This is a genomic window from Bradyrhizobium elkanii USDA 76 (genome assembly GCF_023278185.1).
Lineage (GTDB): Bacteria > Pseudomonadota > Alphaproteobacteria > Rhizobiales > Xanthobacteraceae > Bradyrhizobium > Bradyrhizobium elkanii.
Genome location: NZ_CP066356.1, coordinates 7,923,207 through 7,948,790, shown reverse-complemented (window position 1 = coordinate 7,948,790; position 25,584 = coordinate 7,923,207). Strand labels below are relative to the sequence as shown.

The 25,584-nt window shown below is 64.9% G+C and carries 27 protein-coding genes; 18 read left to right on the top strand and 9 right to left on the bottom strand.

Translation table 11 applies throughout. From position 1 onward, the window contains the following. Positions 1-27: 27 nt before the first annotated feature. From JEY66_RS37625 to JEY66_RS37610, 4 genes are all read left to right on the top strand, one after another. Complete coding sequence (locus JEY66_RS37625; RefSeq protein ID WP_016845317.1) at positions 28-1,140, top strand: amidohydrolase family protein; 1,113 nt, start codon at positions 28-30, stop codon at positions 1,138-1,140. Between the two features lie 231 nt (positions 1,141-1,371). Then, the gene (locus JEY66_RS37620; protein ID WP_016845318.1) at positions 1,372-1,785 is read left to right on the top strand and encodes a Rieske (2Fe-2S) protein; all 414 of its coding nucleotides are present in this window, start codon (positions 1,372-1,374) and stop codon (positions 1,783-1,785) included. Between the two features lie 226 nt (positions 1,786-2,011). Next, complete coding sequence (locus JEY66_RS37615; RefSeq protein WP_016846446.1) at positions 2,012-2,626, top strand: glutathione S-transferase family protein; 615 nt, start codon at positions 2,012-2,014, stop codon at positions 2,624-2,626. A 60-nt stretch (positions 2,627-2,686) separates the two neighbouring features. Beyond that, complete coding sequence (locus JEY66_RS37610; protein ID WP_018269728.1) at positions 2,687-4,762, top strand: 2Fe-2S iron-sulfur cluster-binding protein; 2,076 nt, start codon at positions 2,687-2,689, stop codon at positions 4,760-4,762. 406 nt (positions 4,763-5,168) lie between these two features. Here the strand turns inward: JEY66_RS37610 and JEY66_RS37605 are convergent, their stop codons facing one another. Both JEY66_RS37605 and JEY66_RS37600 read right to left on the bottom strand, forming a co-directional pair. Continuing rightward, the gene (locus tag JEY66_RS37605; RefSeq protein WP_018269729.1) at positions 5,169-5,525 is read right to left on the bottom strand and encodes a hypothetical protein; all 357 of its coding nucleotides are present in this window, start codon (positions 5,523-5,525) and stop codon (positions 5,169-5,171) included. A 132-nt stretch (positions 5,526-5,657) separates the two neighbouring features. Then, entirely contained in the window at positions 5,658-6,233 is a 576-nt protein-coding gene (locus JEY66_RS37600; protein WP_016846449.1) for a TetR/AcrR family transcriptional regulator, read from the bottom strand. A gap of 125 nt (positions 6,234-6,358) precedes the next feature. On the opposite strand from JEY66_RS37600, the gene JEY66_RS37595 reads away from it, so the two are divergent. Beyond that, positions 6,359-7,336, top strand: coding sequence for a zinc-dependent alcohol dehydrogenase family protein (locus JEY66_RS37595; protein ID WP_016846450.1), 978 nt, complete (start codon positions 6,359-6,361; stop codon positions 7,334-7,336). Positions 7,337-7,425: 89 nt separating this feature from the next. Here JEY66_RS37595 and JEY66_RS37590 read toward each other — a convergent pair whose 3' ends face one another. The 3 genes from JEY66_RS37590 to JEY66_RS37580 all read right to left on the bottom strand — a co-directional run bounded on the left by JEY66_RS37590 (position 7,426) and on the right by JEY66_RS37580 (position 10,585). Beyond that, positions 7,426-9,426 carry a hypothetical protein gene (locus tag JEY66_RS37590; protein WP_244620800.1) on the bottom strand — a complete coding sequence of 667 codons (2,001 nt, stop codon included), beginning with the start codon at positions 9,424-9,426 and terminating at the stop codon, positions 7,426-7,428. 192 nt (positions 9,427-9,618) lie between these two features. Continuing rightward, on the bottom strand, positions 9,619-10,032 hold the full coding sequence (locus JEY66_RS37585) for a sulfite exporter TauE/SafE family protein (RefSeq protein WP_016846452.1): 414 nt from the start codon (positions 10,030-10,032) through the stop codon (positions 9,619-9,621). 154 nt (positions 10,033-10,186) lie between these two features. Continuing rightward, positions 10,187-10,585 (bottom strand): hypothetical protein, encoded by a 399-nt coding sequence (locus tag JEY66_RS37580; protein WP_038376309.1) that lies wholly within the window; start codon positions 10,583-10,585, stop codon positions 10,187-10,189. Positions 10,586-10,763: 178 nt separating this feature from the next. Here JEY66_RS37580 and JEY66_RS37575 point away from each other — a divergent pair, with 178 nt between their 5' ends. Further along, positions 10,764-11,135 carry a cupin domain-containing protein gene (locus tag JEY66_RS37575; protein ID WP_018269731.1) on the top strand — a complete coding sequence of 124 codons (372 nt, stop codon included), beginning with the start codon at positions 10,764-10,766 and terminating at the stop codon, positions 11,133-11,135. A gap of 22 nt (positions 11,136-11,157) precedes the next feature. Here the strand turns inward: JEY66_RS37575 and JEY66_RS37570 are convergent, their stop codons facing one another. Then, complete coding sequence (locus JEY66_RS37570; RefSeq protein WP_016846455.1) at positions 11,158-11,766, bottom strand: TetR/AcrR family transcriptional regulator; 609 nt, start codon at positions 11,764-11,766, stop codon at positions 11,158-11,160. A 112-nt stretch (positions 11,767-11,878) separates the two neighbouring features. Here JEY66_RS37570 and JEY66_RS37565 point away from each other — a divergent pair, with 112 nt between their 5' ends. The 8 genes from JEY66_RS37565 to JEY66_RS37530 all read left to right on the top strand — a co-directional run bounded on the left by JEY66_RS37565 (position 11,879) and on the right by JEY66_RS37530 (position 18,625). Then, the gene (locus tag JEY66_RS37565; protein WP_018269732.1) at positions 11,879-12,574 is read left to right on the top strand and encodes a PspA/IM30 family protein; all 696 of its coding nucleotides are present in this window, start codon (positions 11,879-11,881) and stop codon (positions 12,572-12,574) included. A gap of 56 nt (positions 12,575-12,630) precedes the next feature. Further along, positions 12,631-12,906 carry a YiaA/YiaB family inner membrane protein gene (locus JEY66_RS37560; protein WP_016846457.1) on the top strand — a complete coding sequence of 92 codons (276 nt, stop codon included), beginning with the start codon at positions 12,631-12,633 and terminating at the stop codon, positions 12,904-12,906. 184 nt (positions 12,907-13,090) lie between these two features. After that, positions 13,091-14,158, top strand: coding sequence for a hypothetical protein (locus tag JEY66_RS37555; protein ID WP_018269733.1), 1,068 nt, complete (start codon positions 13,091-13,093; stop codon positions 14,156-14,158). Beyond that, positions 14,155-15,030 carry a HesA/MoeB/ThiF family protein gene (locus JEY66_RS37550; protein ID WP_016846459.1) on the top strand — a complete coding sequence of 292 codons (876 nt, stop codon included), beginning with the start codon at positions 14,155-14,157 and terminating at the stop codon, positions 15,028-15,030. The genes JEY66_RS37555 and JEY66_RS37550 overlap by 4 nt, the downstream gene beginning before the upstream one ends. After that, positions 15,027-16,226, top strand: coding sequence for a hypothetical protein (locus JEY66_RS37545; protein WP_018269734.1), 1,200 nt, complete (start codon positions 15,027-15,029; stop codon positions 16,224-16,226). The genes JEY66_RS37550 and JEY66_RS37545 overlap by 4 nt, the downstream gene beginning before the upstream one ends. Further along, positions 16,223-17,344 (top strand): hypothetical protein, encoded by a 1,122-nt coding sequence (locus JEY66_RS37540; protein ID WP_016846462.1) that lies wholly within the window; start codon positions 16,223-16,225, stop codon positions 17,342-17,344. Before JEY66_RS37545 ends, JEY66_RS37540 begins: the two co-directional genes overlap by 4 nt. Then, positions 17,341-18,336 carry a nitroreductase family protein gene (locus JEY66_RS37535; protein WP_016846463.1) on the top strand — a complete coding sequence of 332 codons (996 nt, stop codon included), beginning with the start codon at positions 17,341-17,343 and terminating at the stop codon, positions 18,334-18,336. The genes JEY66_RS37540 and JEY66_RS37535 overlap by 4 nt, the downstream gene beginning before the upstream one ends. Before the next feature lie 82 nt (positions 18,337-18,418). Continuing rightward, positions 18,419-18,625, top strand: a complete 207-nt coding sequence (locus tag JEY66_RS37530; RefSeq protein ID WP_026192232.1) for a hypothetical protein — start codon at positions 18,419-18,421, stop codon at positions 18,623-18,625. A gap of 349 nt (positions 18,626-18,974) precedes the next feature. Here JEY66_RS37530 and JEY66_RS37525 read toward each other — a convergent pair whose 3' ends face one another. Then, complete coding sequence (locus JEY66_RS37525) at positions 18,975-19,343, bottom strand: DUF2478 domain-containing protein (protein ID WP_075968996.1); 369 nt, start codon at positions 19,341-19,343, stop codon at positions 18,975-18,977. A gap of 220 nt (positions 19,344-19,563) precedes the next feature. Here JEY66_RS37525 and JEY66_RS37520 point away from each other — a divergent pair, with 220 nt between their 5' ends. After that, positions 19,564-19,944, top strand: a complete 381-nt coding sequence (locus JEY66_RS37520) for a hypothetical protein (protein ID WP_018269736.1) — start codon at positions 19,564-19,566, stop codon at positions 19,942-19,944. A 262-nt stretch (positions 19,945-20,206) separates the two neighbouring features. Here JEY66_RS37520 and JEY66_RS37515 read toward each other — a convergent pair whose 3' ends face one another. After that, positions 20,207-21,058, bottom strand: coding sequence for an SDR family NAD(P)-dependent oxidoreductase (locus JEY66_RS37515; protein WP_026192233.1), 852 nt, complete (start codon positions 21,056-21,058; stop codon positions 20,207-20,209). A gap of 192 nt (positions 21,059-21,250) precedes the next feature. Between JEY66_RS37515 and JEY66_RS37510 the strand changes: the two genes are divergently transcribed. Next, positions 21,251-22,747 (top strand): aldehyde dehydrogenase family protein, encoded by a 1,497-nt coding sequence (locus JEY66_RS37510; RefSeq protein WP_016846468.1) that lies wholly within the window; start codon positions 21,251-21,253, stop codon positions 22,745-22,747. 474 nt (positions 22,748-23,221) lie between these two features. Here the strand turns inward: JEY66_RS37510 and JEY66_RS37505 are convergent, their stop codons facing one another. Beyond that, positions 23,222-23,605, bottom strand: coding sequence for a winged helix-turn-helix domain-containing protein (locus JEY66_RS37505; protein WP_016846469.1), 384 nt, complete (start codon positions 23,603-23,605; stop codon positions 23,222-23,224). A gap of 160 nt (positions 23,606-23,765) precedes the next feature. On the opposite strand from JEY66_RS37505, the gene JEY66_RS37500 reads away from it, so the two are divergent. Both JEY66_RS37500 and JEY66_RS37495 read left to right on the top strand, forming a co-directional pair. Beyond that, a complete protein-coding gene (locus JEY66_RS37500) occupies positions 23,766-24,893 on the top strand; it encodes an alkene reductase (protein ID WP_016846470.1) in 1,128 nt (375 codons plus the stop codon). Positions 24,894-24,955: 62 nt separating this feature from the next. Next, positions 24,956-25,471 (top strand): GFA family protein, encoded by a 516-nt coding sequence (locus tag JEY66_RS37495; RefSeq protein ID WP_018269737.1) that lies wholly within the window; start codon positions 24,956-24,958, stop codon positions 25,469-25,471. The last annotated feature ends 113 nt before the right edge of the window (positions 25,472-25,584 follow it).

Below are 25,584 nucleotides of genomic sequence, written 5' to 3'. Positions count from 1 at the left end.
TCGTGCGCAAACAAGAAGGAGGATCGCATGAGTGACGTCATCGACCGCCCGATGCTCGACCAGGAGAAGACCGCGGCGTCGCGGCTCAGAATCATCGATTGCGACATCCATCCGAGCATTCACGCGCACAGCGACCTCAACGAGTTCCTGCCAAAACGCTGGCAGCAGCATCTGAAGGAATATGGCAGCCATCTGCGCACGCCCTATATCGGCACCACGCCGTATCCGCGTTCCTCGCCGCTGATCGCGCGGCGCGATGCCTGGCCGCCGACCGGCGGCGTGCCGGGCTCCGATCTCGATTTCATGCGCAAGCAGCACCTCGACCCCTTCGACGTCGAGTTCGGCATCCTGCAGGTGCTCGACCTCTTCATCTTCTCGCAGCAGAATCTGGAATTCGGCGCCGCGATCCAGCGCGCCATCAACGACTGGCAACTCGCGTTCTGGGCGCATCGCGATCCGCGCCTGAAGGCCTCGATCCTGGTCGGGCAGGACGGCTCCGACCTCGGCCTCGCCGAGATCGAGCGCTGCGCCAAATCAGGCGAATACATCCAGATCAACGTCTCGCCGCGTGCCAACGAGCCGCTCGGCCGCCGCCGCTACTGGCCGATCTATGAACGCGCGCAAGAGCTCGATCTGCCGCTCGGTATCCATGTCGGCGGCTATGGCGGGCATGCGCCGACCGGCGGCGGTTGGCCGTCCTATTATTGCGAGGAGCATCAGTCCAACGCGCACACGGTGGCCTCGAATCTCACCAGCCTGGTGCTGGAAGGTGTTCCCGAGCGCTTCCCGAAACTGAAGATCGTGTTCATCGAGGGTGGCTTCGGCTGGATCCCCGCCACGATGTGGCGGATGGATCAGCACTTTGAGCGCTTCCGCAGCGAGGTGCCGCATTTGAAGCGCAGGCCGAGCGAATATGTGAAGCAGCATTTCTGGTTCACGACCCAGCCGATCGACGAGCCTGATGAAGCCAGGCACCTGCGCCAGCTGATCGAATGGGTCGGCATCGACCGGCTGTTGTTCTCGTCGGACTATCCGCACTGGGACTATGACGACGCGCGCTACGCCTTCAAGACACCGCTGACGGACGCCGAGCGTCGCAAGATCTTCAACAGCAATGCCCGCGCGGTTTACAAGTTCTGAGTACGATGAGATCGGATCCAGCAGCAACCGCGACGGAACTGCGCTCCCTCTCCCGCTTGCGGGGGAGGGTTGGGGTGGGGGTGTCGCCGCTTGAGACACTCTTTGTGTCGAGAGAGCCCCCACCCGTATCGCATCTGGCGATGCGATACGACCTCCCCCGCAAGCGGGAGAGGTGCAGCGGGCCTGTTGCCCGACCGCTTAAAGCTGACTCCACCCAGCGCTAGGACCCAGATGGCCCGTCACATCGTCGCGCGCACCAGTGAGATTCCGGCCGGCGGCAACAAGGTGTTCGGCCTCGAGGGCCGCGACATCGTCGTGTTCCACGTCAATGGCGAGTTCTTCGCGCTGCTCAATCGCTGCCCGCATGAGGGCGCGCCGCTGGAGAAGGCGGCCTGCGTCGCGCGCCTGACCTCGCCGGAGCCCGGCATCTATCAGCGCGACCGCGTCGGCGAGATGCTGCGCTGTCCGTGGCACGGCTGGGAATTCGACATCCGCAACGGGCAGTCCTGGTTCGATCCCAAGCGGTTCAGGATCCGCTCCTATCCGGTCGCGGTCGAGAGCGGCGCCGAGTTGCAGAGGGGGCCGTATGTCGCCGAGACGTTCCCGGTGCACATCGAGGACAATTACGTGATCGTCGAGGTCTAAGGGGCTGCCCCGAATTTCGTCGTCATGCCCGGCCTCGTGCCGGGCATCCACGTCTTGCTTTGCTGCAGAAAAGACGTGGATGGCCGGGACAAGCCCGGCCATGACGTATTTATTGCATCATACGCAATAATGAAGTGCCATCGACGGCAATTATAATAACCGTTGCAATGGGCCACCTTGAGCTGGCGGTCGGGAATGGACCCGTCCACCACATCAGGAACGGCACATGAAGCTCTACCACTTCGCTCTCTCCGGCCACGCGCATCGCGCGCGCCTGTTTTTGTCCCTGCTCGGAATTCCGCACGAGCTGGTCGACGTCGATCTCAAGTCCGCCGCGCAGAAGCGGCCGGAATTTCTCGCGCTCAACCCGTTCGGCCAGGTACCGGTGCTGGACGATGACGGCACCATCATTTCCGACTCCAACGCGATCCTGGTCTATCTCGCGACCAAGCTCGGCCGCACCGACTGGCTGCCGCAGGATGCAAAGGGCGCTGCCGCGGTCCAGCGCTGGCTGTCGGTTGCTGCCGGCGATCTCGCGTTCGGGCCCGCTGCGGCACGCCTCATCACCGTGTTCGGCGCCAAGCACAATCCGGACGACGTGATCGCGCGGGCGCATGTTCTGCTGAAGCGGCTCGAAGCCCATCTCGCCGGTCGCGACTGGCTGGTCGGCGCGGCGCCGACGATCGCAGACGTCGCGCTCTACAGCTATCTGTCGAGCGCGCCCGAAGGCAATGTCGATCTCTCCGCCTATGCGCGCGTCACCGCGTGGCTGCGCCGGATCGAGACGCTGCCGGGCTTCGTGGCCTTCGCCAGGACTCGCGTCGGTCTGGCGGCTGCGTGACCTGCTGACCGGGCGTGCCGTCAGGCGCGCCCGTCCAACCCCGAAGGGGAGGGCGATACGATGAGCGACAGACGAACCAAGAGCAAGCTCGCGACCTGGCACGCCGGCGAAAAGGCGATCCAGCAGCAGGTCGGCGTCGCCGAGAAGATGGAGGTCGTCGGCCAGCGCGCGGTGCGCGACTTCATGCCCGACCAGCATCGCGATTTCTTCGCGCAGATTCCCTTCATCGTCGTCGGCAGCGTGGACCGAAGCGGCGACGCCTGGGCTTCGCTGCTGGCCGGCAAGCCCGGCTTCATCTCCTCGCCGACGCCGCGCAGCCTCGAGATCGATGCGCGGCCTGACGCCAGCGATCCGGTCAGCGAAGGCATGCGCGAGGGCGATGCGATCGGACTCTTGGGGATCGAATTGCACACGCGGCGCCGCAACCGGGCGAACGGGCTGCTGCGTGCAGCATCAGGCAAGGCGCTCAGCTTCGAGCTCGATCAGAGCTTCGGCAATTGCGCGCAGTATATCCAGCTCCGCGATTTCGCCTTCGCGCGCGAGCCGGATGAACCTTTTGCGGGAGAGATCGAGGCGAGCACGACGCTCGATCAGGCCGCGCGCGACACGATCAAGGCGGCCGACACGTTCTTCGTGGCGTCCTATGCCGAGCGCGACGACCGTCGCCAGGTCGACGTCTCGCATCGCGGCGGCCGGGTGGGCTTCGTCCGCGTCGCCGACGACGGCACGCTGACGATTCCCGATTTCGCCGGCAATCTGTTCTTCAACACGCTCGGCAACATCCTCGTCAACGGCAAGGCCGGGCTGCTCTTTGTCGATTTCGAAACCGGCGACTTGCTGCAGCTGAGCGGCGATGCCGAGGTGATGCTGGACTCGCCGGAGATCGCGGCGTTTCAGGGCGCCGAGCGGCTCTGGAGTTTCCGTGCCCGCCGTGTGGTGCGCAGACGCGGCGCGCTGCCGCTGCGCTGGGCGTTCCGGGCCGAAGGCTGGTCGCCGAATTCGCTGATGACCGGTGACTGGACACAGACCGCCGAGCGGATCCGCGCGGCCGGGCGCGCGACGCAGTGGCGGCCGTTCAAGGTCGCCAGGATCGTCGACGAGAGCCGATCGATCCGGTCGTTTCATTTGCAGCCGGACGACGGCGCGGGGCTGCTTCCGCACCAGGCGGGACAGCATTTGCCGATCCGTCTCTCGCTGCCCGGCATCGACAAGCCAGTGATCCGCACCTACACGCTGTCGGTCGCGCCGTCGGACGGCATGTACCGCATCAGCGTGAAGCGCGACGGTGTCGTATCGCAACATCTGCACGACACCATCCATGTCGGCGACATCGTCGAAGCGCGCGCACCAGCCGGCGGCTTCACGATCGATGCGCGCGAGAAGCGGCCCGCGGTGCTGCTCGCCGGCGGTGTCGGCATCACGCCGCTGCTCGCGATGCTGCGCCACGTGGTCTATGAAGGGTTGCGCACCCGCGGCATCCGGCCGACATTCCTGTTTCAGGCCGCGCATGCGAAACAGGACCGCGCGTTCGGCGACGAATTGCAGCAGCTGGTGGATGCCGCCGGTGGCGCCGTGCGGATCATCCGCGTCCTCGGCGATGTCGACGGCGCCGAGCAGGGCACAGACTACGACGCCGCGGGACGGATCGACATGGCGTTGTTGTCGCGCGTCCTGCCGTTCAATGACTACGACTTCTATCTGTGCGGACCGCCGCAGTTCACCCAATTGCTCTATGACGCCCTGCGCGGCTACAACATTGCCGACGGCAGGATTCACGCCGAAGCATTCGGTCCTTCATCGCTGGTCCGGAAGCCCGACCTCGTCACCGCAGCGCCGCCGCGCCGACCGCCGGCGACGACGCCGATCCCGGTCGCCTTCACCACATCGTTGAAGGAGGCGCGCTGGACGCCGGAGGCGGGGACGCTGCTCGAATTGGCGGAAGCGCGCGGTCTCAGTCCCGCCTTCAGCTGCCGGGAAGGCAATTGCGGAACCTGCCGAACCCGATTGCTGGCTGGCGCCGTGACCTATGTGAAGCAGCCCGCCGCCGAGGTGGCCGATGACGAGGTGCTGATCTGCTGCGCGGTGCCGGCGAAGCCGGAGGCCGACGGCGAGGATCGGATCCAGCTGGATCTCTGATCAGCCGTGCCGCAGGACGCCGGCCTGCGCAGCTTGGTCGCCCAAGGCATGATGAGATTAGATTGAATGGCAATCGCAAGGTGGTGCGCTTGCGGGCAGGGCAATCGCATATGGGATGAACCGATTCTTCCGCGCCGTCATGGCCGGGCTTGTCCCGGCCATCCACGTCTTTTCTTCGCGTGGAAACGAAGACGTGGATGCCCGGGACAAGCCCGGGCATGACGAGTTTGTGAGAACTCCGATTACCTCAAACGGCCATATGCGATTGCCCAACGCTTGCGGGGGAGGGCTGGGTGGGGGCTCTCTCCGCGAGTCGCGCTGCGGAGAGAGGCCCCACCCACAAAAGCGGGAGAGGGGAGGTGTAGTCAGCGCGTCGTGAGATTGATCGAACTAACTTCATCCCGCTTCAGCCCATGCTGCCCGGCATGAAGCAGCGCGGCCTCGGGTGTCCGTCGAGGTAGTACGGCCAGACCATGGTGCGGCCGGCGCGGTTCGGTCCGGCGACGACGGCCTCGTCGGGAACGTCGACCCACTCACCCTCGAGGCGCACACGATAGTGGCCATCCCTGGTGTCCCAATCGGCGTCATCGACACGCTTCGCGTCGCTGCCGTCGCAGCAGGGGCCCTTGACGCTGCGCAGGCTCTCATACCAGGCGTTCAATTCGGGTTGCTGGTGGTCATGGGCCTGCGCCGGACCGATCGCCGGCTTCGCCAAGAGGGCCGTGACTGCAACGAGCGTCGCACGCCAAAACCGTTTGCTCATCTGATCCTCAAATCCGGAAAGCCCATGACAGCCAATCCGGACATGGTCATCGGGATCAGGACATCAATCAGATGATGATCGACATATCATCACATTCGTGCGAGCGCAGCGGAAGGCCGGGTGCTGACAATCTCAGGCGAGCAGGCTCATCACCTGGTCGATCACGGCCTTCACCTGTTTCCAATCCGGCCTCTGGTGCGCGAGCGCCAGCAGTCCGGCATGCACCACCATGATGGTGTGGGCGGTGACGTCAGGGTCAAAGCCCTTGCTGAACTGGGCGCGATCGGTGCGCAGCCGCGTGCGCAGCAACTCTTCAAGCCGCCGGTTGTAGCGCTCGATGCTCTTGCGGAGCTCGACCTGGTCGAGCGAGCCGTCGGTCGCGGAATTGATCGACAGGCAGCCGCGCTGTCCCTTCTCGCCCGAGCAATAGGGAATGAAGCCGGTGAGCCACTGCCTGATGACGTCCCGCGCGGGCCCCGGCTGCGCCAGCACGCGCTCGGCCCAGCCGAGGATGCCGTCGTGATAGCGGTCCAGCACCTTCAGGAACAACGCGTTCTTGTCGCCGAAGGCCGCATAGAGGCTGGGTTTCGCGACGCCGCTCGCCGCCGTGATCTCGTCGAGCGAAGTCGCCTGAAAGCCCTTCTGCCAGAACATCTGGCGGGCGATTTCCAGGACATCGTCCGGATCGAAGCTGCGCGGCCTTGCCATATCCGTCTTTTATGTACTCCCGCGTCGGATGTGAAGCCTTCACCTTGCCGTGAAGGCAGGTCCCGCTATTGACGTAATCCCAATTCTGTACTTAGAAGTACATAATAAAATCGGGAGATCGCGCCATGAAAGCGGTTCAGGTCGTTGCATTCGGACGTGCAGCGGATGTGGTCAAGCTCAACGAGGTGCCGGATGTCGGCAGCCCCGGCCCCGACGAGGTCGTGGTCGCGGTTGAGGCCGCGCCGATCAACAATTCGGATTTCATGATCATCGCCGGGCGCTACGGCTATCTGCCGTCACCGCCGGCCACGCTCGGGATCGAGGGCGTCGGGCGGGTTGTTGCCACCGGATCGCAGGTGAGGAACCTGAAGGAGGGCGACCGCACGCTGATTCCCTTCACGGTCCCGTCCTGGACCGAGCGGGTCAAATTCACAGCGTCGTGGCAGCGCGCGCTGCCCGACAATGCCGATGTCCAGCAACTGTCCATGATCGGGGTCAATCCGGCCACCGCCTATCTGCTGCTGACCGATTTCGTGAAAGTCCCGCGCGGCGGCTGGGTGATCCAGAACGGCGCCAATTCGGCGACGGCGCGCGCGGTGATCGCCATCGCCAAGTCGCTCGGGCTCAAGACCGTCAACATCGTCCGCCGCGAGGACGTCGTGGACGAGGTCAAGTCGGTCGGCGGCGATATCGTGCTGCTCGACGGGCCGGATCTCGCCAAGCGCGTCGCCAGGGAAACGGGTAGGGCGCCGATCCAGCTGGCGCTCGACATGGTCGGCGGCTCATCCGCCTTGAACCTGATGAACTGCCTCGCGCCAAAAGGAGTGCTCGTCATCTACAGCGCGATGAGCGGACAGCCGTTCTCCGGCTCGGCCTTGAGCGTGATCTTCAACGAAGTGTCGGTGCGCGGCTTCTGGCTCGGCCATTGGGGCAAGACCGCGACCGATCAGGCATTGGCCGGAATGTACGACCATCTGGTGCCGATGGTCGCATCGGGCGCGATCAGCGCGCCGGTGGTCGGGGCCTATCGCCTGGAGGATTTTTCGCAGGCGATCGCGCAGGCGGCGGCATTCAAGGGCAAGGTGATCTTCACGCCGAACTAGGTCGTACCCCGCGGCATTCGCCGGCGCGACGCGGCACCGCGATGCCCGTTTTCGTCGGCGCATATCCGCACGACGTCACGCCGGGGCAGCTAGACGATGGTCGAGAGCGTGAACGCGTGCCACGCACTCCAGTCAATGCCATCGTACGCGCGCACATACATCGTTTCAGTGCCGGTGGTGGCGCCGCCACGCATCCAGACATCATCGAGGTCGGCGGCATTGACGTCGATCACGGTGCTGGCTGCCCAATGGGAATTCGCAGAGGTCCAGAAATAGCCGCTGTCGGCGTTGCCGCCGCCATCCCAAAACTGATAGGCGGTCGCGGGATTTGCGTCAGCGTCGGCATAGGACACCAGGTTGCCGACCTGGCTCCACTCGTTGACGTGCAAGGTCTGGTTGCTGATCGAGGCATCGGGGGCGTGGTTTGCCAGACTGGTCACGGTGAAGCTGTCCCAGGTACTCCAGCTGGTTCCGTCGAACGCGCGCACAAACATGGAATCGGTACCGGCCGTGGTGCCACCTCGCACCCATACATTGGCGAGATCCGACGCCGAGACGTCGATGACCGTGCTGGACGCCCAGTGTGAATTGTCGGGCGTCCAGAAATAGGCGCTGGTCGCAGCCCCGCCACCGTCCCACAACTGGTATTGGGTGATCGCATCGCCGTCGGCGTCGGATGCCGTCGTCCAGTTGACGAGCTGCGCCCATTGCGCGGCGTTCAGGGTATGATCGTTGATCGTCGCGGTAGGAGCCGTATTCGTCGACGTCAGGGTAAAGCTGTCCCAATTGCTCCAGGCGGTGCCGTCGAATGCCCTTACCCACATCGTCTCGGAACCGGTTGTCGAGCCGCCCTTTATCCACACATTGGCCAGATCGGATGCTGAAACGTCGATCGTCGTGTTGGCAGCCCAGTGGGAATTGTCGGGTGTCCAGAAATAGGCGCTGGTCGCGCCCGCGCCGGCATCCCAGAACTGATACTTGGTGATCGTGTCACCTTCGGCATCGGTGGCAGTGAGCCAGCCTTGCGGTTTGACCCATTGATTGACGTGCAGCGCCTGGTCGTTGATCGTTGCGACCGGCACCGTGTTCGGCGTCGACGTCACGGTGAATGTGTCCCAATTGCTCCACTCCGTTCCGTCGAATCCCCTTACCCACATCGTCTCGGAACCGGTTGTCGAGCCGCCATGGATCCAGACATTGGCGAGGTCCGCAGCCGAAACGTCGATCGTCGTGTTGGCAGCCCAGTGGGAATTGTCGGGTGTCCAGAAATAGGCGCTGGTGGCGGCGGTGCCGCTATCCCAGAATTGGTACTTCGTGATCGCGTCGCCATTGGCATCGGTCTTGGTCAACCAGTTGTCGACGGTGACCCATTGATCGATATGTATGGAATGATCACCGGCAGTCACGACGGGCGGAGTATTGACCGACGTCAGCGTGAAGCTGTCCCAGTTGCTCCAGTCCGTTCCGTCGAACGCTCTGACCCAGAACGTCTCGGCACCGGTTGTCGAGCCGCCCTTGATCCAGACATCGGCCAGGTCGGCGGCCGCCACTTCGATCGTTGTGTTGGCAGCCCAATGGTCATTGGTGGAAGTCCAGAAATAGGCGCTTGTTGCGGAGGTGCCGCTGTCCCAGAATTGGTATTTGGTGGCTGCATCCCCATTGGCATCGGAGTAGGTCAGCCAATTCTTGGCTTGCGTCCATGTATTGGTGTGCAGCTGCACGTCGGGGACCGTGACGACCGGCACAGTGTTTGGAATCGTCGTGAGCGTGAAAGACGTCCAGTTGCCCCAATCGGTCCCGTCGAAGGCGCGTACCCACAGTGTCTCGGTGCCGCCGACCGCACCGGCACGCACCCACACGTCGGAGAGGTCAGAGGCCGCAACTTCGATCGTCGTGTTGGCGGCCCAATGGTCGTTGGTGGAAGTCCAGAAATAGGCGCTGTTCGCAGCTGAGCCGCCGTCCCAGAACTGAAATTTCTGCGCGGGATTGCCGTCGGAGTCGGCATAGGTGAGCCATGGCTGCATCTTTTGCCACTGATTGTACAACAGGCTGTGGTTACCAATCGTGACGACCGGTGCGGAATTGGCCATGGTTTGCGTCCTCGTGGGGTGCGCCGGTCGAGACCGGCTAATTTCCAAGGTGCAAGGCAATTAATTTTGGCCCGTGAGGCGGGCCAGGCTGAGATAGTGTCGTCCGGCTGAGATCAGCGCTAAAGAAATCGTTAATATCAAATTCAGGATCGCAGAATTTGAATGCAGCATCTATGATGGGTGTCACACCCATCAGTCAGGTCGCGTGCGGCAAAATGTCATAGGTATCCGGTTCCGAGCGGCCTCGCGTGCCTCGTGCCGCCTTTGAAACCGCAGCGAGGGATAAGCGGCCGCCGCAGCAGCGAGAAGAATCACTCCGGTCGCGACGTTATACAGACGTTCGTCAAGAACGATGAACCCGCCAACAAGAGCGGTCGGGAGCGACGCAATGAGGAGCAGCCTTAGCTTGGCCCAATCAATCAGGCCCCCGCGATGAAAGCGCCAGGTCGAATAGGTGGCTGCGATGATATTGAGTAGCAGCGCCGTCGGACGCATCTCGTTCGAAGGGAACGAGGCGAACGCCATGAGAGCAAGAAATGCTGTCCCGCCAGCCTGACCAACCGTAGCATAGAGCAGCGAGACGCCGGCGAACATCAACGTCAGCATTGCCGTTCTTTCCCAAGCGCGGCGAGGCTAACAGAACGTCAGGACGACCCAAAGGCAAAAAAACGTTCCGTCGATACGATAGGCGGCGCGATCGTGACCACGAAATGGTCGCGGTCCGCGCGACAAGCCAGCTGCAATGTCTCGAAATCGATGACTACTTGATCGTCGCGTGCACGGTGATGACCGAGGTGCCGGATGTCTTCGGCCCCTGGCCCGTCGCCTTGATGGCAAAGGTGTCGCTGCCCTTGTACTTGGCCTTCGCCCTGTACTCGAAGGTCGATGCGTTGATCTTCTTCAGCCTGCCATAGGCCGGCTTTTGCGAGATCGACGAGTCCGTCACCGTGCCGCGGATACCGATCGGGATCTGGCAGCTTTGGCCTGACGCGACGTCGATATCGCCGGTCGAATTCTCGCCCCAATCCGCCAACGTCACCGACATCGAGCATTCCGGCACGGGCTGCGCCGAAGACGCTGGCACGACACTTGATGCCGCAAGGATGAACGCCAAAGCGGCTGCCGTCGACAACCGTGTCGTGACGATACTCGTTTTCATGCAAGGTCCACTGCTGAAGGTTCTCGGCGCAGGAATCCTGCAACGTCGGGGCAGGGGTGGCAAGGACTTCGGCTCATGTGCACGGCGGGCGTTGGATCGGCGATCGGACATCTTGTTGCCTCGGCGAGGCGCCCATAGTCGTCGGCACGACGGCTCGCGTGGCAGACAAGAGGTTCCAATGGTTGAAAGCAGCGACGGTCAGGCAAAAGCTCAACAAGCCGGATTTGCCGGCGTCACCCGCAGGACCCTCGAGCGTCTCGCTTTGCCCGGCGATGATCGCGAGCTTGTCGTTGCCGAGGTGACCTATCCGCCCGGCGGGGTCGCTCCGCTGCACCGGCACCCCGTTGGCGGCGTGGTCTTCATCGTCGAAGGCGTCGCCGAGTCCGCGTATGGCGACGAGGCGCCGCGCCAGTATCGGGCAGGCGAGACCTTGCAGGATCGACCCGGCGTTCCGCACACTCTGTTTCGCAATTGCGATCCGGACCGGCCGCTGCGCTTCCTGACCATCTACGCGCTCGAGCCCGGGCGCGCCTACACGATGGAGCCGTGAGGCGAGGGCGCGTCCGGAAATCCTATTCCTTCCTGGCCGTCAGCCCGTCGACCATCGCGCGCGTCAACGTTGCGATCTCGCTGCGCAATGCGCCGATCGGCACCGCGATCAGCTTGTGCTCGAGCCCGAGCGCGACCATGCCATGCACCGCGGAGAACAGGCTGCGCGCGGTGACGCCGAGCTGCGCCGGCGAACGCTGCGGAAACAGCGCGGCGAGCGGCTTGTAGATGTGACGGAACAATTCCATCTGCTCGGTGATCGCCCATTCCGGCACCGGCTTGCCGGGCTGCATGCGATGCTCGAACAGCGCGCGCCACAGTTCGAGATTGTCGGCGGCGAAGTCGCAATAGGCGACCGCGATCCGCACCAGCATCTCGCGCGGCGCCGCAGCCCCGCCGATCTCGGCCAGCGACAGCGACGCATCGAGCCGCGCCAGCGTGCGCGAGCCGACGCGCAGGATCAGCTCGTCGACATCCTCGACCAGATTGTAGACGCCGCCATTGGCGACCCCGATTTCCTGGGCCAGTTCGCGGGTTTTCAGGCCACCGAGACCCTTTGCCGCAATCGCCCGCTCCGCCGCCTCGATCAGCGCTTCCCGCAGTTTTGCTCGTCGTTCCAATGCCTTGGACATCTTTGATCCTTCGTTAACCATCACCTTGAGCGATGCTCAAATAATTCTTGAGCGTTGCTCATTATGTGGTACAAGAGATTCATGAGCGATGCTCATAACAGGGAGTGACCAAATGTTCAAAACTGTTTTGACGCTTTTCCGCGGCAGCGTGGCAGCAGCGGAGGAGGAACTGCAAGACCGGACAGCGCTGGTCATCCTCGACCAGCAGATGCGCGATGCCGCCGCCGCCGTCGACCGCTCGAAGCGGACCCTGGCGCTGGCGATCGCCGGCGACCAGCAGGAAGGCCGCCGGCTCGACGCCACCAACGCCCGGATCGCCGATCTCGAGGTACGCGCGTCGGCGGCACTCGAGGGCGGCCGGGAAGATCTCGCCCGCGAAGCCGCGCAGGCGATCGCCAATCTCGAAGCCGAGCGCGATGCCGCGATGACCGCACGCGCGCTGTTCGCCTCCGAGATCACCCGGCTGAAGCGCCATGTCGGCAACGCCGAGGCGCGCATCGCCGAGCTCGATCGCGGCCGGCGCCTCGCCCGTGCATCGGAAGCGGTGCGTTCGCTGCGCCGGAGCGGCATCGAGGCAGCGCGCCCCTACGAGTCGACGCTGCCGGAAGCGGAGGCGACGCTGAAGCGGCTGCGCGAGCGGCAGATGGAGATCCAGGCCGCCGACGAGGCGTTGATCGAGATCGACGCCGCCGCGGGACCGCTGGCTACCGCCGAGAAGCTCGCCGAGCAGGGCTTTGGCCCGCGCATGAAATCGACCGCCGACGACGTACTGGCGCGGCTGAAAGCCAAGCGCCCGAACGCAGCCTGAAACCTCAAGCCTGAAACTGATCCTTCGTCAAATTTCGCAACATCAAGGAGATTACCATGAACCAGACCATCCAACCCCACAGCGGCAGCTGGGTTACCTTCACCTACGCGTCCTTCGCGGCTTCCGCCTTCCTCGTCGCCGTCGGCGTGTTCTTCCTGCCGATCGATCTCTGGATGAAGGGCTATCTCACGATGGGCATCGTGATGCTGGTCCAGACCTGCGTCACGCTGACCAAGACGGTGCGCGACAATTACGAGAGCAGCAAGTTCGTGAACCGCATCGAGGACGCCAAGGCCGAGCGCCTGCTGATGGAGGTCTCCAAGGCGGCGTGAGAGGGACGCCCGAGCCGGAGCCAGGACCAAGCGGCGGGTGCTTTTCACCCGCCGCTTTCGTCGTCCGGACCAACTTTGTTTCGTTTCCGGAAGGCCTTGTTTACCCTGCGGCCAACAGCGTCAGGTTGCGCTCATGGCTCCTTAACAGGGGCGAGTGCAGAGATCGCGCCCGAGGGACAGAGAAATGGCGTCCACGGAAAATCCCACGCCGGCTTCGCGCGGCAGCAAGAACCTTGGCAAGCACCTCGGCAAGGCGCGCGCCGCCTTTGACGGCCTGCGCAGCCATGGCGGCTTCTGGCTGAAGGCGCTGTCGCAGCCGACCATCGATCTCAGCTTGCGCACCCAGGCCGGCCAGCGCACCCGCATCGTCGAATCGCCGGGCCTGTCGCTGCCGAGGGACGAGCTCGACGCACTGGTCGAGCAGCTGCGCATCGTCGCCGCCAAGACGCTGCCCGAGGAGAGCCTGACCTATGGCATCTTCTCCGGTGAACCTGAGCGGTTGTCGCGCGCCGTCGTCACGCTGATCTCGGAGGAAGACACCGGGCGGCCGATCGCCTTCAACGCGCTGTCGGTGATGGACGTGCCGCTCGACGGCGAGCCGGCCGAGGTCACCCATCTCGGCCTCGTCATGGTCGATCCCGATGTGCGCGGGCAGGGGCTGTCCTGGGTGCTCTACGGCCTGACCGCGCTGGTGCTGTTCGCCCGCGACGGGCTGCGGCCGAAATGGATCTCCAACGTCACCCAGGTGCCGGCGGTGGTCGGCATGGTCAGCGACACCTTCTCGGACGTGTTCCCTTCGCCGCTGCCGGGCGCGCGACAGAGCTTTGCGCATCTCCAGTTGGCGCGCGGCATCATGGCAAGGCATCGCGCGGTGTTCGGTGTCGGCGAGGAGGCCGGGTTCGACGAGGCGCGCTCGGTCATCACCAACGCCTATACCGGCGGCTCGGACGCGCTGAAGAAGACCTTCGAGATCGCACCGAAGCACCGCAATGCCGTCTACAACGAGTTTTGCGCGCGCGAGCTGGACTACACGCGCGGCGACGACGTGCTGCAGATCGGCCGCATCGATCTTGCCGGCGCGCGCCGTTACATTATGAGCGAGGTGCCCTCGGGCTCGCTGCCGTCGCTGCTCGCGGCATCCGCGATGCTGGCGCTGCAGCGGCTGGTGCTGCCGGTGGTCTACTGGATGGACGACAGCCGCGCCTTCGGCACGCTGCGTCCGCGCAAGCAGGATAGCGGGGCCGCGCGATGAATTTCGACTACTACTCCTTCACCGGCCGCAATATCGGCTTCATCGACGAGCACGAGCAGCAGCTGCTGCGTCAGGCGCGGGTGTTCGTCTGCGGCGTCGGCGGCATGGGCGGCGCGGCCTTCATGGCGCTGGCGCGCGCCGGCGTCGGCAAATTCGTGATCGCCGACATCGACCGCTTCGAGGTTTCCAACCTCAACCGCCAGGTGTTCGCCTTCGCCGACGAGGTCGGGCGCGAGAAGGCGGCGGTTGCCGCCGAAGCCGCAAGGCGCATCAATCCGACCATCGAGATCGAGGTGCTTGGCGAGAACTGGACCAGCGCGCTGGCCGGGATCGCCGCGCAGTGCCCGGTCATCGTCAACGGCATGGACGATATCGCCGCCGGCGTTCATCTGTACCGGACCGCGAAGCGCGCCGATGCAACCGTGATCGACGCCTACATGTCGCCGCTGCCCTCGGTGATCGTGGTGCGCCCGCACGATCCGCGGCCCGAGCAGCGCCTCGGCTTTCCCACGCTCGGCAAGGCCTGGACCGATATCACCGAGGACGACCGCCGCGCCGCGATGCGCGCCGAGATCGAGCACGTGATGCTGCACTCCTCGTCGCGCAACTATGTCGACCTCGCCATCGCCGGCGAAGTCGCCGCCGGCCGCCGCAGCCGGATGTCGTTTGCGCCGATGGTGATCTCGACCGGCATGCTGATGGCCTATGAGGCGGTCGCGCTGATCCTCGGCCGCACCTCCGGCACCGATTGCCGCGGCTGGTTTCTCAACCCGCATCGGCCCGCGATCGAGAAGCCGCGCAATGCGCTCGTCGCCGCCCTGATGCGTCCGCTGGTGCGGCGGGCGATCGACGAACTGACGGGCGGCAAATGACCTCCGGGGTGATCGCCGATTCCATCGTCAATCTGTGCGGCGCCATCGGGCTCGCCGTAGCGATGATGACGTTCTACCGGCGCGATCCGAGGAGCCCGTTGACGCGCCGCCTGCTGCTCGCGCTCGGCGTGATCGCGATCCTGTTCCTCGACCGCGGTCTTGCCTGGTGGACCGGAAGCCGCCTGCTCGACCGCCTCTCGGTGATCCCGGCCTCGCTGGTCCCGCTCGGCGCCCTGATCGTCACCGAAGGCATTTTGCGGCGCCACGCGCCGCGCGCGGTCAAGATGGCGGCGCTCGCGGGCGCCATCCTGCTCGGCCTCGGCGGCCTGTTCGGGCTGCAACGGCTGGCGATGCCTTACGCGATCGCGCTGGCGCTGTTCCAGCTCCTGGGCTTCGCCACTTGCGCGTTGCTGCTGGCGACGCGGGATCGCGCCGCGCTGATGGCTGCGGAAAACCGCAGCATCGGCCGCATGGCGGTCGGCGCGCTGGTCGTGATCCCGTTCATCCTGACCGATTTCCGCACGCTGTTTCCCGATATCCCTGTGCGGCTCGGCGCGCTGGGCGCGCTGCTCACCGTGACCGTGATGCTGATCGCCGGCGGCGGCGCCGAGACCCGCCGGCACGGCCTTGCGATGATGGCGCTGCGGTTGATCTCGTCGGGCCTGCTCGGCCTCGCCGCCGCCTTCATGGCGCCCGACGTCGACGCCGCCCAGATGGTCCGTTTCGTCGCGGTTGCGATCGCCGGCGTGCTGACCATCGGATTGATGACGGACGCGCTGCGGGCGCTGTTCGAATCGCAGGAGCCGGGCGTACTCAATTCGGTCGCGGCATCGCCGGCGCAGACCCGCGAGCAGTTGATCGCCGAGCTGGCGCGGCATCCGATCTTCGAAAGCGCGCGGCGCTTCCGCGAGAACGAGCTCGCGCTCTATGATCCGCCGCTGCTGCACGACTTCCTGTCGACGCGGCGCGTGCTGCGGCGGTCCGATGCGCCATGGGGACTGGCGCCGACCGATCCCGCGGCCGAGCGCATGGTCTCGCTGATCTCGGCCAACAACGCCTCCCATGTCATCGTGCTCGGACATGATCCGCTCGACCTGATCGTGCTCGCGGTGCCCGTCACCGCGGCCGATCCCGCCACTGAAACCGCGCTGGCGCTGGTACGCCGGCTCTTGGCGTTGACCCCGGAGGCCAAATGACATCAGAGATCCGCGAAGGCGACCGCAGGGCGGCCTTCGACGCCGCGCTCAATGCCTATGGGTCCGACAGCCTCTACGTGCCGCCGCTGTGGAGCGATTTCGACCGGATGTTCGATCCGGCGAAGAACCCGTTCGTCACCGAAGGCCACGGCCGCTATGCGCTATTTTCAGCGCATCGCGATGGGCGGCCGGTCGGCCGCATCGCCGCCTCGATCCACGACGCGTCCAACCGCAAGCACGGCACCCGCCATGGTGCATTCGGCTTCTTCGATTGCATCGACGACGTCGAGGTGGCCGATGCGCTGCTGCGCGCCGCCGAGCAATGGCTGTCGGCGCGGGGCATGAGCCGCGTCGCCGGCAATTTCAATCTGACGGCGATGCAGCAGATCGGCGTGATGACCGACGGGTTCGACCATGCGCCGTTCACCGACATGATGTGGTCGCCGCCGCACATCGCAAAGCATCTCGAACGCGCCGGCTATGCCGCGACCTTCCCGATGACGACATTCGAGATCGCGCTCGACGGCGGCAAGCCGGAGCAATTGCTCGGCGACAAGCAGCGCGCGGTGCTCACTGACCCGGATTTCGTCTGGCAGCCGATCAAGCGCTCCGCCTTCAAGGTGCGGCTGGAGGACGCGCGGCTGATCCTCAATGACGGCTTTGCCGACAATCCGATGTTCGTGCCGCCGACCGCCGCCGAATATCTGTTCCAGGCCGGCGACATGATGTGGATCATCGACAAGCGGATTTCGACCGTGGTCTATCACCGCGGCCGGCCCGCCGGCGCGATCATCGCGATCCCCGACCTCAATCCGCTGATCAAGGCGATCGGCGGCCGGGTCGGGCTGACAGCGCCGTTCAAATTCGTGCAGCACCGCATCATGAACAGGCGCGCCGTGCTGATCTATCAGTCGGTCTGCCGCGACCTGCACAATCGCGGCCTCAACGGCGCGATGCTCTACCGCACCGCGCTGGCGTTGCAGGAGGCCGGCTACCGCACGCTGGGCGGCACCTGGATCGCCGATATCAACGGTCCCTCCCTGCGCCAGGTCGAGAAGGCCGGCGCAACGCCGCTGCACCGGCTGCATCTGTTCGGCAAGCGGCTGGCCGCGGCATGAGCGAGCTGACGCCGGATTTGCTGCGCGAGCTGGTCGCGGAGGCGCGGCTGGCGCCGAGCGTCCACAACATCCAGCCGACCCGCTGGCGCCTGCTCGGCGATGGGCGGCTGGCGCTGGTCGACGCGACCGGCGTCCGCGCGCCGATCGCCGACCCCGCGGGGCACGACGTTCGGGTGTCGCACGGCGCGGCGCTGGAGGGCATGAGCCTCGCGCTCAACCGCCGTGGCCTCGCAATCACGGGCATGACCACGATCGAGCAGCCGCTGTCGCCGCAGTTTTCCGTACTCTGCTCTTTTGCGATCAGGCAAGGAGCTGAGCCCGATCCGCTGGCGGACCTCGTGGCACGCCGCATGTCGTGGCGCGGCAAGTTCGCGGTGTCGGCTGACGATGCGGCGGCGCTGGCGCAGCTGGCTGCCGCGCGCGACGATGTGACCTGCATTGCCGATCGCCGGGCGATTGCCGATATCGCCGGCTGGGTCGACTGCGCCGAATTCTCTTTTGTTCGCGGCGACGACTACCGGGCCGAGCTGCTCGCATGGATGCGGCTGTCGCCCGGCCATCCGCATTATCTGCTGGACGGGCTCAACCGCGATGCGCTCGTCATGAATGCGCTCGAGGCCGCCGCCGCGCGCTACGTGCTCGGCACCCTGTTCAAGCCGCTCGATCGTCTCGGCCTCGCCGCGTCGTTGTTCGCCGATGGCGCCAAGACCGCGTCGGCGTCGGCGATCGTGCTGTTTTGCCGTCCCGTCGGTGAGGATCCACTCACGACCGGACGGCATTTCTACCGCGCCTGGCTGGAGATCGATCGCGCCGGTTTCGCGGCGTGCCCGATTTCGGCGCTGGCCGATCATCCTGATTTCAACGACCGGCTGCGAAAGCTCGGCAACATTGGCGCCGATCTGCGCCTCGTCAACGTGTTCCGCATCGGCCGGCCATCAAAACCGTTGAAACCGCGGCATTTCCGGTTGCCGGTTGACCGGCTCATTGTCTGAAAATTAAGCTGCAATCCCCGCTGTCAAAACTTCACGCGGTCGTGCTATGACGCCGCCCGCTAACCAACGACCGGTGGAGATGATGTCGAAGCAATCGCTGCGCGAGGAGGCCGAACGCCTCATCCGCGAGACCATGGAAAAGCGGAACCTCGTCATCAAGCAGGGCATGACCCGGATCGAGGCCGTTTGCGGCAAATGCGGTGCGCCGAACCGGGTGCAGGTGGAAAAGGGCCAGTCCCGCGTCAAGTTCACCTGCAAGAACTGCGACCACAAGCAGGAGACGCTGTGAGCGGGGCCGCTCTCCCGTCTCCTGAGAGAGAATGTGAATGTATTCAGCGTCGTCCTGGCGAAAGCCAGGACCCATTGCCCCAACCGCTTGTTGTTGTGCGACGCTGGGGCCACTATCGCACGCGCAATCGAATTCGGTGGTTATGGGTCCTGGCTTTCGCCAGGACGACGGCGTACTGAGGGCGCTCGCTACAATTCTCATACCGTCACCCTGAGGAGCGGCCTTTTGGCCGCGTCTCGAAGGATGTACGGCCCGGCCGGTGGCCGTCGATCCTTCGAGACGCGCGCGATGCGCGCTCCTCAGGATGACGGATTGGCTGGGCGCAATCCACCCACCTGACCAAGCGCCTCTACTTGAATGCTTCGCGGACCGTGGTGTGATCCGGCGCGGTCCGGGCCGCGGCCCGCAGCGAGACGTTGTGCCACCAGGCATCGAGCGCGTGGCGGTCGCAGGCGAGCTTCACGCTCATCCCGCCGGCGAACTTGATCCAGTCCGCAAAGTTCGCGCGCGACACCGCGATCACGATGGGGATGTCGGCGCCGAGCGCGCGCTCGATCACAAAGCCGAGGCCCTTGCCGTCGCGCTCCCGCTTGCCGAAGCGGTTGATGACCACGAGATCGGCGCCTTCAGCCAGCGCATCGGCGACGCGGATACCGGCGGCCTGCAGCCGCGACAGATCGAGCTTGCAGCCGGCGCGCGCGGCACTGCCGAACCGAATGAATTCCCTGGAAATCGTGAAGAAAAATCAGCCTGAGCTTCGTGCTGATTTATTTCGCGGTTGCCCGCCCGGCGTCAATCGGGGCACCGCGGGCTTCAATAGATTCTAATGCCGCGCGCGCCTCTGCCGGTCACCGCCGCGGCTATACTTTTTAAGGGCTGGACGCTGGTCGTCTTCGCGATATATTGAATGGAATATAACGATGATCCGGAGTGCCGGCATGCAGATCGAAACCCAGGAGCTCACCACCTGCGAAGTCGCGTCCGACGGCTGCGCCATTTCGCTGGGCTTCGTGGACGGCAAGGGCGAGCCCGCAACCATCCGTCTGTCGATCAACCAGGTCGGCGCGCTGGTCATGACCTTGCCCGGGCTGATCAGCAAGGCGCTGCAGACCCGCTTCGGCGACCAGACCTTGCGCTACGCCTATCCGCTGGATTCCTGGGTGATCGAGCAGTCGACCGATCCGGCCCAGGGCATGATGACGCTCAAGACGTCGGACGGCTTCAGCGTCTGCTTCTCGATCCCGCGCGCCCAGCAGAGCGAGCTCGGCGAGGCGCTGGTGGCGCAGCCGGTGACAAGGGTGCAGATGCGCGCGAATTAGCGAGGGATGCGTAGGGTGGATTAGCCGAAGGCGTAACCGACAATTCTCTCGGTTGTGAGCAGAGTGGGTGGGTTTCGCTGCGCCAACCCATCCTACGCACTGTCCGCCATATATTCCGCTGTCATGCCCCGCTTCACGCGGGGCATCCAGTACGCCGCGGCCCCTCGGTTCAAGCATTGAAGTCTCTGGAATACTGGATCGCCCGGTCAAGCCGGGCGATGACAGCACGAATGGGGAAAGGGTTAGCCCATCCTACGTAGTCTTACTTCCTCTTCACGAACGCGGCGAACGCGTCGCCGTAATCCGGATGCCAGCGCGACAGCGGCGGGCGGTTCTCGACGATGTCGCCGGCGGCCCACAGGATGCGGCGTTCGTCGAGCGCGCGCGGCACGTCGTTGTCGGGGCAGAGGATGTAGAAGTCGCCGGCATCGAGGCGTTCGATCATGAAGTCGACGGTCTGCTCCGCCGTCCAGGCGCCGGCCGGCTTCTCGGTGCGGCCGCGCGCGGTCAGCCCGGTAAAGACAAAGCCCGGGATCAAGAGATGCGCCGTGATCTTGCAGCCGTCGGTGTTGCGCAGCTCGTGCTGCAGCGCCTCGGTGAATGCCTTCACGCCGGCCTTCGAGACGTTGTAGGCGGGATCACCCGGCGGCGTGGTGATGCCCTGCTTGGAGCCGGTGTTGATGATCAGCCCCGGCCGGCCGCGCTTGATCATGCCAGGCGCGAACGCCTGCGTGCCGTTGATCACGCCCCACAAATTAACGCCGAGAATGCGCTGCCAATTGTCCGCGGGCCCGAACATCGCGCTGCCGGGCTGGATGCCGGCATTGTTCATCAGGATGTCGGTGCCGCCGAATTTTTTCGCGACCGTGTCTTCGAGGCTTGCCACTTCGTCGGCGCGGCTGACGTCGACCGCTGACGTCATGATATCAGCCGCGCCACCCGGCGCCGCAGATGACAGTTTTGTCCCAGCATCCTTCAGCCGGTCGTCGCCGAGGTCTGCGATGCAGACCTTCATCCCGGCCTGCGCGAACCGCAATGCGGCGGCGAGCCCGATTCCGGAGGCGCCGCCGGTAATCACGGCAACATGATTGGCTGATATCACGGGGTGGGGCATCGGCGGTCTCCGGACACATATGTGGCTGAGGTTCAGTCGCTATCGTACCATGCACGCGGGCGCATGGGAGGCTTTCGTGTGTGCCGCCCTGATCAACGCGGGCTCGGCTTTACGGTTTCGCGTTCGCGCTGTAGAATTCGGGATATAACGCTTCCAAAAGACCTCAGCCGACATTTTACAGGGAGTGCAAACATGGCTGTTTCGCAGGCTATTCCGATCACGCGCCATCCTTATGCCGATGGCTCCTACAAGAAGATGCTGATCGACGGCAAATGGGTCGACGCCGCCTCCGGCAAGAAATTCGAGACGCATAATCCCGCCACCGGTGAGTTGCTCGCGTCGGTCGCCGAGGGCGATGCCGAGGACATCAACCGTGCGGTCGCGGCGGCGCGCCGCGCGTTCGAAGGGCCCTGGAGCAAGGTGAAGCCGTTCGAGCGGCAGAACATGCTGCTCAAGCTCGCCGAACTCGTCGAAGCCAATTTCGAGGAACTGTCCCAGCTCGACACGCTCGACATGGGCGCACCGATCAGCCGCACCCGCGGCAACCGCCTGCGCGCGCTCGGCATGCTGCGCTACTATGCCGGCCAGGCGACCGCGATCCATGGCGAGACCATCGAGAACTCGCTGCCCGGCGAGATCTTCTCCTACACGCTGAAGGAGCCGATCGGCGTGGTCGGCGCGATCATTCCCTGGAACGGGCCGCTGACCGCCTCGATCTGGAAGATCGGCCCGGCGATCGCGACCGGCTGCACCGTGGTGCTGAAGCCGGCCGAGGAATCGCCGTTGACCTCGCTGCGCATCGGCGAGCTCTGCATGGAGGCCGGGATTCCGCCCGGCGTCGTCAACGTCGTGCCGGGCTATGGCGAGACCGCGGGCGCCGCGCTCGCCTCGCATCCGGATGTCGACAAGGTCGCCTTCACCGGCTCGCATGTCACCGGCCAGTCGATCATCCGTGCGTCGGCCGGCAACCTCAAGCGCGTCTCGCTCGAGCTCGGCGGCAAGTCGCCGGACATCGTGTTTGCCGACGCCGATCTCGACGCCGCGGTGCCGGGAGCTGCGATGGCGGTGTTCGCCAATTCGGGCCAGATCTGCAGCGCCGGCACGCGGCTGTTCGTCGAGCAGAAGGTCTATGACGAATTCGTCGGCCGCGTCGCCGAGTTCGGCAGGAAGCTGCAGGTCGGCAACGGCCTCGACCCCAACACCCAGATTGGTCCCCTGGTGTCGCAGCAGCAGATGGACCGCGTCTCGGGCTACCTCGACATCGGCCAGAAGGAGGGCGCCAAGGCGCTTGCCGGCGGCGGCCGCCTCACTGAGGGCGCGCTGTCGAAGGGCTATTTCGTGCAGCCGACCGTGTTTGCCAATGTGCAGGACAACATGCGTATCGCGCAGGAGGAGATTTTTGGCCCGGTGATCTCGGCGATCTCGTTCAAGGATCCGGACGAACTGATCAAGCGCGCCAACGCCACCACCTTCGGCCTCGGCTCGGGCGTCTGGACCACCAATGTCAGCAAGGCGCACCAGGTCGCCAAGGCGCTGCGCGCCGGCTCGGTCTGGGTCAATTGCTACCAGGCGATGGATCCGGCGGTGCCGTTCGGCGGCTACAAGATGAGCGGCTACGGCCGCGAGTCCGGCAAGCAGCACGTCGAGGAATATCTCAACGTCAAGGCGGTCTGGATCAAGACCGGCTAGGGCTGGTCCCGCCGTTTCTCTTCACCTCTCCCCGCTTGCGGCAGGGCAATCGCAGATGGCCGTTTGAGGTAATCGGAGTTCCCATAAACTCGTCATGCCCGGGCTTGTCCCGGGCATCCACGTCTTCGTTTCCACGCGAAGAAAAGACGTGGATGGCCGGGACAAGCCCGGCCATGACGGCGCGGAAGAATCGGTTCATTCATATGCGATAGCCCTGCCGCCTGCGGGGAGAGGTCGGATTGCATCGGTGATGCAATCGGGGCGAGGGGGTACAGGTCTCAACGCTTGGCGTGCTCGCAGAACGGAAGCCCTTCACCCCAACGCCCACACGATTTCGGAATATTAGAAGAGTAGCCCTGATTTGCCCGACGCGTCAAGTTGCCTTGTCGAACGCCGGCCGCCGCCGGCTCCTTTGCATGGGGTTGTTTTCGATATTTTCGTAAGCGCCCCTGCGACAGCCGCCGGTTCCTGCGTTTACCGCCCCGCGGCCTTCTTCGGCTTGCCGATGTCGCTGCGCAGCGCCTCGAGATCCTTGCGCACGGCGCTTGCCGCGTCGCGCTCGATCTTGCGGTAGCGTGCCACCAAGGAGAGGCCGAACGGGGTCAGCACCGCGCCGCCGCCATTCTTGCCGCCGGTCTGCCGTTCCACCGCCGCCTGCCGGCAGATGCGGTTGATCTCGTCGACCAGGTCCCAGGCGCGCTTGTAGCTCATGTCCATGGCGCGGCCGGCGGCCGAGATCGAGCCGCATTCCTTGATCCGCTCCAGCAGCAGGATCTTGCCCGGCCCGATCCGGTCCTCGGCATCGAGGTCGATGCGGACGCTGAGGGAGGGGAGCGATGAGGCGCTCGATTTCGACATGGGAGACCTGTTCTCGTGGCAACAGATTGCCACTACCCGCTTTCATGAACAAGATGAACCCGTTAGATAACGGGCATGATCCGAAAAAGTGGTAACCGGTTTTCTGGGCCGATCGTGCCCACACTACAACGGAAACCACGTAAGAATATTTGGGGCAGGCATGAATCCTCCGTCGCTGTTCTCTCCGCTCAAGATTGGTCCTTACCAGCTCGAACATCGCGTCGTGATGGCGCCGCTGACGCGGATGCGGGCGTCGCGGCCGAGCCTCGCGCCGCGGCCGATGAACGCGGAATATTATGCGCAGCGCGCGACGCCGGGCGGCCTGCTGATCGCGGAGGCCTCGCCGGTGGTCGAGACCGGCTTCGGCAATCCCGGTGTTCCCGGCATCTATAGCGAGGCCCAGATCGCGGGCTGGCGCGAGGTGGTGGATGCCGTGCACGCCAAGGGCGGCTTGATCTTCCTGCAGCTCTGGCACGTCGGCCGCGTCTCGCATTCCTCGTTCCAGCCGGGTGGCGCGCTGCCGGTGGCGCCGTCGGCGGTCGCGATCCCGTCCGAGTTCAAGTGCATGACGGCGGACGGCAAGGTGGTCGACTACGAGACGCCGCGCGCGCTCGAGACCGACGAGGTCGCCCTGATGGTCGAGGCCTACCGGCAAGGCGCGAAGAACGCGCTCGTCGCCGGCTTCGACGGCGTCGAGATCCACGGCGCCAATGGCTATCTGATCGAGCAGTTCCTGCAGTCGCGCAGCAATCTGCGCACCGACCGGTATGGCGGCTCGATCGAGAACCGCGTCCGCTTCCTGATGGAGGTGACGCAGGCGGTGACCGAGGTCTGGGGCGCGAGCCGCGTCGGCGTGCGGCTCTCGCCCTACGGCATCGCCAATGGCAGCGGCGAGGCCGACCCGATGCCGCTCTACGGCCACGCCATCACGGCGCTGGACAAGCTCGGGCTCGCCTATCTGCATTTCATCGAGCCGCGCGCTTCGGGCACCGGCCGCGCCGAGGTCGACTGGCAGAACGTGCCGTCCGCGATGGTGCTGTACCGCCCGATGTGGAGCGGCGTGCTGATCACCGCCGGCAATTTCGTCGGCGACACCGCACAGAGCGCGGTCGCCGAAGGCCATGCCGATGCGATCGCGTTCGGCCGCTACTTCATCTCCAACCCGGACCTGCCGCGCCGGCTGCAGCGCGGCTATCCCTTGACCAAGTACAACCGCGCCACCTTCTATGCCGGCGAGGAGAAGGGCTACACGGATTATCCGGTGCACGACGAATTGGCGCAGGCGTAACTCTTCGTAGCCCGGATATCGCTTCGCTCGTCCGGGCTACAATGCCTTGATGGGAGACCGCGATGTTTCCGGACGACGAGTTCGAGCCGACCAAAAAACCAAAGCCCGTGGCGCTGGCGAAGCCCGCGGCCGGCCAATGCCTGTGCGGCAGGGTGAGGTTCGAGATCGATGTGCCGGCGCGCTGGGCCTGGCATGATCACACCGCCGCCAGTCGCCGCGCCCATGGTGCGGTTTATGCGACCTATGTCGGCAGCTGGAAGAAGCGCTTCCGCATCACGCAAGGTGAAGGCGAGCTGTCACGCTACGAGGACGCGAAAAGCAAGACCGCGCGCAGCTTCTGCGCCAATTGCGGCACGCCCATCGTCTACGAACGCGCGCGGTCGCCGCACATGGTCAACATCCCGCGTGCGCTGTTCTCGGGGCGCACCGGCCGGCAGCCGCTCTATCACATCGCGATCGAGGAGCTGCAGGAATGGGCCTATACCGGCGAGCCGTTGGTGCCGCTGAAAGGCTATCCCGGCGTGGTCTGGCAGCGCTCGAAAAAGAAGAAGCGCAGCGCGCGCGAGGGGATGTTCTAGCGAGCATCTTGCTTCAGGCGCGCGCCTGCGGAATGCGGCCATGACCGCTCGCTCGATTGCTCCAGCTGCGCAAGTTTGGTCATCTGCCTCGATCCCCGTCGGTCAACGCGCCG

What these genes read in the sequence shown, in the direction of transcription:
- JEY66_RS37495 (WP_018269737.1), top strand. Translation starts at nt 24,956, where the DNA reads ATGTTTCCGGACGACGAGTTCGAGCCGACCAAAAAACCAAAGCCCGTG.
- JEY66_RS37580 (WP_038376309.1), bottom strand. Translation starts at nt 10,585, where the DNA reads ATGAAAACGAGTATCGTCACGACACGGTTGTCGACGGCAGCCGCTTTG.
- JEY66_RS37605 (WP_018269729.1), bottom strand. Translation starts at nt 5,525, where the DNA reads ATGAGCAAACGGTTTTGGCGTGCGACGCTCGTTGCAGTCACGGCCCTC.
- JEY66_RS37590 (WP_244620800.1), bottom strand. Translation starts at nt 9,426, where the DNA reads ATGGCCAATTCCGCACCGGTCGTCACGATTGGTAACCACAGCCTGTTG.
- JEY66_RS37555 (WP_018269733.1), top strand. Translation starts at nt 13,091, where the DNA reads ATGGCGTCCACGGAAAATCCCACGCCGGCTTCGCGCGGCAGCAAGAAC.
- JEY66_RS37505 (WP_016846469.1), bottom strand. Translation starts at nt 23,605, where the DNA reads ATGTCGAAATCGAGCGCCTCATCGCTCCCCTCCCTCAGCGTCCGCATC.
- JEY66_RS37535 (WP_016846463.1), top strand. Translation starts at nt 17,341, where the DNA reads ATGAGCGAGCTGACGCCGGATTTGCTGCGCGAGCTGGTCGCGGAGGCG.
- JEY66_RS37575 (WP_018269731.1), top strand. Translation starts at nt 10,764, where the DNA reads ATGGTTGAAAGCAGCGACGGTCAGGCAAAAGCTCAACAAGCCGGATTT.
- JEY66_RS37545 (WP_018269734.1), top strand. Translation starts at nt 15,027, where the DNA reads ATGACCTCCGGGGTGATCGCCGATTCCATCGTCAATCTGTGCGGCGCC.
- JEY66_RS37540 (WP_016846462.1), top strand. Translation starts at nt 16,223, where the DNA reads ATGACATCAGAGATCCGCGAAGGCGACCGCAGGGCGGCCTTCGACGCC.
- JEY66_RS37510 (WP_016846468.1), top strand. Translation starts at nt 21,251, where the DNA reads ATGGCTGTTTCGCAGGCTATTCCGATCACGCGCCATCCTTATGCCGAT.
- JEY66_RS37570 (WP_016846455.1), bottom strand. Translation starts at nt 11,766, where the DNA reads ATGTCCAAGGCATTGGAACGACGAGCAAAACTGCGGGAAGCGCTGATC.
- JEY66_RS37520 (WP_018269736.1), top strand. Translation starts at nt 19,564, where the DNA reads ATGCAGATCGAAACCCAGGAGCTCACCACCTGCGAAGTCGCGTCCGAC.
- JEY66_RS37610 (WP_018269728.1), top strand. Translation starts at nt 2,687, where the DNA reads ATGAGCGACAGACGAACCAAGAGCAAGCTCGCGACCTGGCACGCCGGC.
- JEY66_RS37550 (WP_016846459.1), top strand. Translation starts at nt 14,155, where the DNA reads ATGAATTTCGACTACTACTCCTTCACCGGCCGCAATATCGGCTTCATC.
- JEY66_RS37620 (WP_016845318.1), top strand. Translation starts at nt 1,372, where the DNA reads ATGGCCCGTCACATCGTCGCGCGCACCAGTGAGATTCCGGCCGGCGGC.
- JEY66_RS37500 (WP_016846470.1), top strand. Translation starts at nt 23,766, where the DNA reads ATGAATCCTCCGTCGCTGTTCTCTCCGCTCAAGATTGGTCCTTACCAG.
- JEY66_RS37560 (WP_016846457.1), top strand. Translation starts at nt 12,631, where the DNA reads ATGAACCAGACCATCCAACCCCACAGCGGCAGCTGGGTTACCTTCACC.
- JEY66_RS37625 (WP_016845317.1), top strand. Translation starts at nt 28, where the DNA reads ATGAGTGACGTCATCGACCGCCCGATGCTCGACCAGGAGAAGACCGCG.
- JEY66_RS37515 (WP_026192233.1), bottom strand. Translation starts at nt 21,058, where the DNA reads ATGCCCCACCCCGTGATATCAGCCAATCATGTTGCCGTGATTACCGGC.
- JEY66_RS37585 (WP_016846452.1), bottom strand. Translation starts at nt 10,032, where the DNA reads ATGCTGACGTTGATGTTCGCCGGCGTCTCGCTGCTCTATGCTACGGTT.
- JEY66_RS37530 (WP_026192232.1), top strand. Translation starts at nt 18,419, where the DNA reads ATGTCGAAGCAATCGCTGCGCGAGGAGGCCGAACGCCTCATCCGCGAG.
- JEY66_RS37565 (WP_018269732.1), top strand. Translation starts at nt 11,879, where the DNA reads ATGTTCAAAACTGTTTTGACGCTTTTCCGCGGCAGCGTGGCAGCAGCG.
- JEY66_RS37615 (WP_016846446.1), top strand. Translation starts at nt 2,012, where the DNA reads ATGAAGCTCTACCACTTCGCTCTCTCCGGCCACGCGCATCGCGCGCGC.
- JEY66_RS37595 (WP_016846450.1), top strand. Translation starts at nt 6,359, where the DNA reads ATGAAAGCGGTTCAGGTCGTTGCATTCGGACGTGCAGCGGATGTGGTC.
- JEY66_RS37600 (WP_016846449.1), bottom strand. Translation starts at nt 6,233, where the DNA reads ATGGCAAGGCCGCGCAGCTTCGATCCGGACGATGTCCTGGAAATCGCC.